4 protein-coding genes and 1 pseudogene are annotated in these 5,032 nt (G+C 56.5%); all 5 read right to left on the reverse strand.

Going from position 1 to position 5,032, the window contains the following annotated elements; all coding sequences use genetic code 11:
- Positions 1-164: 164 nt before the first annotated feature.
- Positions 165-1,589 (reverse strand): sigma-54 dependent transcriptional regulator, encoded by a 1,425-nt coding sequence (locus tag E0504_RS45940; protein WP_131627628.1) that lies wholly within the window; start codon positions 1,587-1,589, stop codon positions 165-167.
- A gap of 1,025 nt (positions 1,590-2,614) precedes the next feature.
- Complete coding sequence (locus tag E0504_RS45945; RefSeq protein ID WP_131627630.1) at positions 2,615-3,115, reverse strand: PilZ domain-containing protein; 501 nt, start codon at positions 3,113-3,115, stop codon at positions 2,615-2,617.
- Between the two features lie 98 nt (positions 3,116-3,213).
- Entirely contained in the window at positions 3,214-3,771 is a 558-nt protein-coding gene (locus tag E0504_RS45950) for a hypothetical protein (protein WP_131627632.1), read from the reverse strand.
- A 48-nt stretch (positions 3,772-3,819) separates the two neighbouring features.
- Positions 3,820-4,773: a UDP-glucuronic acid decarboxylase family protein gene (locus E0504_RS45955; RefSeq protein ID WP_131627633.1), complete on the reverse strand. Its 954-nt coding sequence runs from the start codon at positions 4,771-4,773 to the stop codon at positions 3,820-3,822.
- A 136-nt stretch (positions 4,774-4,909) separates the two neighbouring features.
- A pseudogene (locus E0504_RS54745) lies at positions 4,910-5,032 on the reverse strand (UDP-glucose dehydrogenase); the annotation flags it as partial.

Raw genomic sequence — 5,032 nt, forward strand, 5'->3', positions numbered from 1 at the left:
GGGAAAAACGGCTTTTCTGATGAGTTTGCGGGTTGTCATGGGTACGCGGCTTAGCACCGCGCCACCGCCACGCAACCGGCACGCTTGCGGCCTACCTGAATCGCCCTAGTGCGGCGCCAAGGACAAGATCATCGTGGAAGGCGGCAAGCGCCGCAACCTTCAGACTAGAGCTCATCCTTAAGAGAAATCTGCTCTAGTTTCCGATATAGCGTCGAGCGGCCGATCCCCAAGCGGCGCGCAACTTCGCTCATCTGTCCGCCGTAGTGGCCGATGGCCAGCCGGATCACATCTTTTTCGATGTCCTCCCAAGAGCGCAGGTGTCCATCTCTCGAAAATATAATCAGGTTCCCTTGAGTAGGGGGGGAAACCTCACCCGCAACTTGGCTATCGGGACTCCCGGACAGGAGTGGCTGCAGGTGTTCCGGTTTCAGCACGTCCCCTGAGCATGTCGCGGAGGCCCTGAATAGCACGGCCTGCAATTGGCTCAGGTTTCCAGGCCAGTGGTATGCAGCCAGAAGAGCAAGTGCACCTTCGCTCATCGTGAACTCAGGACCCTCGCCTCCTTCATTGATCTTGCGCAGGAAGGACCTGGCAAATGCGGGAATATCCACGGCTCGTTCGCGCAGCGGCGGGAGGTGGATTTCGGCCGAATTCAGCACTTCAAAAAGGGAGGAGCACAAATGGCCGCTCCTCAACAGCTCCTCGAGCGACAGAGTGGAAGAAGCGAGCAAGCGCACATTGATTTGAAAGCTGTATTTCGCACCCAGAGGCTGGATTTGTCCACCTGACAAAGCAGTGGCTAGTTGTTCCTGCACCTCAAGCGGCAATCGGTTGATCTCGTGGATCAACAAGGTTCCGCCATCAGCCCGCTCGAATGCTCCCTTGCGACGCTGAAATGCTCCAAGTTGCGCCCCCGCCTCGAGGCCAAACAGGGCTGACAGCAATTCCGAGGATCTTACCCCACGGACGCGGATCACCTCAAAAGCTTCGCCGCACCGGGGAGAGGCAGAATGAACCGCGCGAAGGAGCAGTTCTTTACCCGTGCCTGCTTCGCCCGTGACTACGAGATTGGCATGCGTTCGCGCCACCTTCGCAGCCAACGCTAGGACCTTCCTGAAGCTCGGGTCTGCCCCTATTAAGCTGTCGAAGCGTCCCGATATGTCGAGCTGCTCATCAATGGGCTTAAGTTCGGTGGGACCCGCCTCTGGTGAACTCGCAATTCTGAGCGCCTTCAACAAGCGGTCCTGCTCGATGGGGAATTCGAGACAGTCCGTGGCACCGGCGCGCAGAAACTCGGCACGCTCATCCGGTGACACCGCCTTAATCAATACAAGACTTGGCACAGACGGGTTGCTTCCGCTGAACCTGCCGACAAGCTCCCGTGCAGCTACAGGCTCCTGCCGCCCATCGACTACGACAGCGGTTGGGCGAGAATTCAGCTCAGTAGGAGCGTGATCAAGAACTTCGTTCGGACACCCTCGAACAATGACTTCCCATCCGGCGCTCGATGCAGCACGCGCCACAAACTTGTTTGTCTCCGGATCATCACATTGAACCAGGAGCATCTGCTGTTTTAGATTAGGTTTCATGTCCCGGGCCTGCCACCGCTGTTCGCTTGGGGCGCCGCAGGCGTTTGCCCGCTGCGACGGAGCGGGTTGTGACAGTGAAACTCGGACAACTCGTTAATCAGGGAAGGCTGTCACGGATTAGTTTCTGACCCAGGCAGCGAGGATGCTATTATTTATCCGTGGGTTCAGGTTCCTGAGGTGCTCTGAAATCATACGGAGCCATCCCGCCCCCGTTAACATGCTGTTGTCTATACCTTCGGCGCAGATATTTAACCCTAAAGCTGCGAGATGATGGCATGTCTCACCCTCGCAGCATCGATGACCTTGTTAGGCAAAGGTCAGTTTCTTCAGCAGAAGGATCGGGTGCACGCCTTATCACCCCGGGAAGCTACCGGCCGGTTGTATTGCTTGAGACGTCTCGCACAGGTGCGCGGGTAAGCCTGCCAACCCCGCCATCGCCGGGCACCACGGCTCTCTTGCGGTGGAATGGCCAAGAGAGGCTGTGTACTGTCACCAGATGCGAGGGTTCAGAGTGCGAAATCGAATTTGAGCAAGATAAGCTGCTCACTAAAATTGAAGACCCTGATGAACGCGGCAATCGAAGCTGTGGGTCCGGCATGATCTACGGGGGTGAAGCACGATTTGGTCGGGGAATGGCCAAGTTCAGGTCAATGTGCAACGTGGCCGCAAGACCAACAAGGACACAAGGTTCCTGGTCGCTCCTTCTGAGCAAACCTTCTTCGAAAAGAGGCTCAACCGCGCACTTCAACACCGCCGAAGAAATGTTCTTCTGGGGAAGTCCGGTTGCACACGTTCTGGATTACCAGGAGATAGCCGGTGACGAAGGAAGGAAGGCCAGGATGAGATTGCCGGTCCGCCGACGGGCAGTTGCATGAGTTGAAGTGCGTGATACCTTCGGGATCGCAGATTTGAGGCGCGACCGGCTACCGTGGCAATCACCTAACTAGAAGTAGCGGTTCCATCTTACGCTACCGCTAAATAGGGCCTACAAACAACATGCCAGCGAAAACCGTCCCAAGCTCACGCTAAGAAGCGGCTAGGTAAAATATCGCTGCTAATGTAAACCACAGCAACACGGACAGCACCAAAGCCGCCGACAGGTTGATTTCAGGTTCGAAATCCGTCCGCCCTGCGATGGCCGTGGCATTCCCACTAGACGTCTGCGTTGGTTCGGCTCGCAATAGCGCAGCACTTACTACACCCGACTGGACCGCTTCAGCAAATTTACAGCCAGAGAAGCGGCCGCTTTGCCACACGACTTGGGCGCCAACATCTCCCTTCTCGGGGAGATTTACCTCGAAGCAGTCTCCTTGCGACAGCACTCCGGGTGCAGCCTCCACCAAGATTCCGCCGGTCGAGATGTCGTGGACAACGACCATGGCGGCGCCTGCAGTTACGGTGCTGGTAGACGCCTGCAAACGAAGAGATCGGCGTGGAGCGCCGCGCTTCGATGCGGAGTCTGATCCCTTTCCGGAGAAGCCGCCATCCGCTGGCGCTATGGCCACGAGTGCTGCGCTCATATGCATCAACTCATCCCTTCGACTCCGGGATGACTTGTAAACGTTAAGATCAGGTAGGTTTGGTTCTTGCTGCGGGATTTAGTTTGAGCGCAGCGGCTGTCGAGTCAGGCAAGGTTCTGCTTTTCCCGCACGTAAATTGCAGCTCCCATCGCGATGACCAAAATGCCAATCATCTCTTGAACAGAGCCCCAATTGAACGAGCGAGAACCGCTGCCCAATATCTTATCGACATGGTGAAAGGATGCTGCGCGAAGCAAGATGAATACCGCAATAAAACCGAAACCGAGCAAGGCTATCCGCAGGGAGGCGTGCAGGCGCGCTGTCAGCCATATAGCCATCGCCGCGAGGGCTGCAGCAGAGACTACGAGCGAAATGACAAAGTATGATTGAATTGCTCGGCGTCCGCCATACCAGCCATACGCCTTGGCATGTGCTCTCGCCACTGCAGTCAACACCGTCTGCAAATCGAGTAGTTCATTAACTGCGAAGAGCCCCAACAGTATGGCCATCGCAAACCAGAAGTGCCGCTCCGAACGTTCGCCGGCCTGGATGGCGAGTTTCGCAGCCCAATAGCACATCAGGGCTGCGAACAGATAGGCGGATACGGTTAGCCAATCAGCAGCGTCCGCGGACGCAATCGACTTGATCCAATCTCTAGCCAAGGAGGAGTGCTCCGAGGGTGGAGAGGCCATGGTACAAACTTCAGCAGTTCAGGATCGCTCGAGCTTTTCCCGAAAGTATGCGATCGTACGGTCGAGCCCTTCATCCAGTTCGACTTCAGGATTCCAACCAAGGACATCCCGTGCATGGGAGATATCCGGTTGCCGCTGTGTAGGGTCATCTTGAGGCAATGGCTGCTGAACAAGCTTCGACCTGCCGCCCACCTTCCTCACCACAGCCTCGGCCAGTTGTCTGATCGTGAATTCGTTGGGATTGCCGATGTTGATCGGTCCAGTCACCTCATCCGCGGTGTCCATCAGCGCGAGAAATCCGCGCAATAGATCGTCGACGTAGCAGAACGAGCGGGTCTGCGAGCCGTCCCCATAGATGGTGATGTCCTCGCCCTTGAGCGCTTGTACGATAAAATTGGAAACTACACGCCCGTCGGCTGCATGCATGCGCGGTCCGTAGGTATTGAATATCCGCGCAACCTTGATCTTGAGGTGGTGCTGGCGATGATAATCGAAAAACAGGGTCTCAGCACAACGCTTGCCTTCATCGTAGCAGCTGCGGATGCCGATCGGGTTTACATTGCCCCAATATGCCTCGGTTTGAGGGTGAACCGCCGGGTCCCCATATACCTCACTAGTCGATGCCTGGAAGATCGGCACCTTCAGCCGCTTGGCCAAGCCAAGCATATTAATCGCGCCCACGACGCTCGTCTTCGTAGTCTGTACGGGGTCGCGCTGATAATGAATCGGCGAGGCGGGACACGCGAGGTTATAAATTGCATCCACCTCGACATAGAGGGGGAATGAAACATCGTGTCGCATGAACTCGAAACGAGGGTGCCCGGTAAGGTGGTCGATATTGCTCTTGTCGCCAGTAAATAGATTGTCGACGCAGAGCACCTCATCCCCGCGCTCAATGAGACGGTCGATCAGGTGGGAACCAAGGAAGCCTGCGCCACCCGTGACGAGCACTCGATGTCGGCCATATGGCATCTTAGTCAAATCACTTCCTCTAGCTCTGAGCTTTTGTTGGCCTAGCGTGTCAGCAGCAAGGGGCAAACGTAAACCATAACCTCTAGCTGCCTGTAACGTAATGAAGCTGGACGTATACCACGGTGCATCCTTCGCCTCAGCTGCGACCGATGCTCGTATAGGCGAACCCCGCCGTCCGAACGTCTTCCGGGCGATAGATATTGCGCAAGTCGACCAGCACCGGCGCCTTGGCGAGTCGCTTGATCCGCGCGAAGTCGAG

It is taken from the genome of Parafrankia sp. BMG5.11, assembly GCF_004337455.1.

Excerpts from the sequence above, each read along its gene's own strand:
- E0504_RS45955 (WP_131627633.1), bottom strand. The coding sequence starts at position 4,773 with ATGCCATATGGCCGACATCGAGTGCTCGTCACGGGTGGCGCAGGCTTC.
- E0504_RS45945 (WP_131627630.1), bottom strand. The coding sequence starts at position 3,115 with ATGCATATGAGCGCAGCACTCGTGGCCATAGCGCCAGCGGATGGCGGC.
- E0504_RS45940 (WP_131627628.1), bottom strand. The coding sequence starts at position 1,589 with ATGAAACCTAATCTAAAACAGCAGATGCTCCTGGTTCAATGTGATGAT.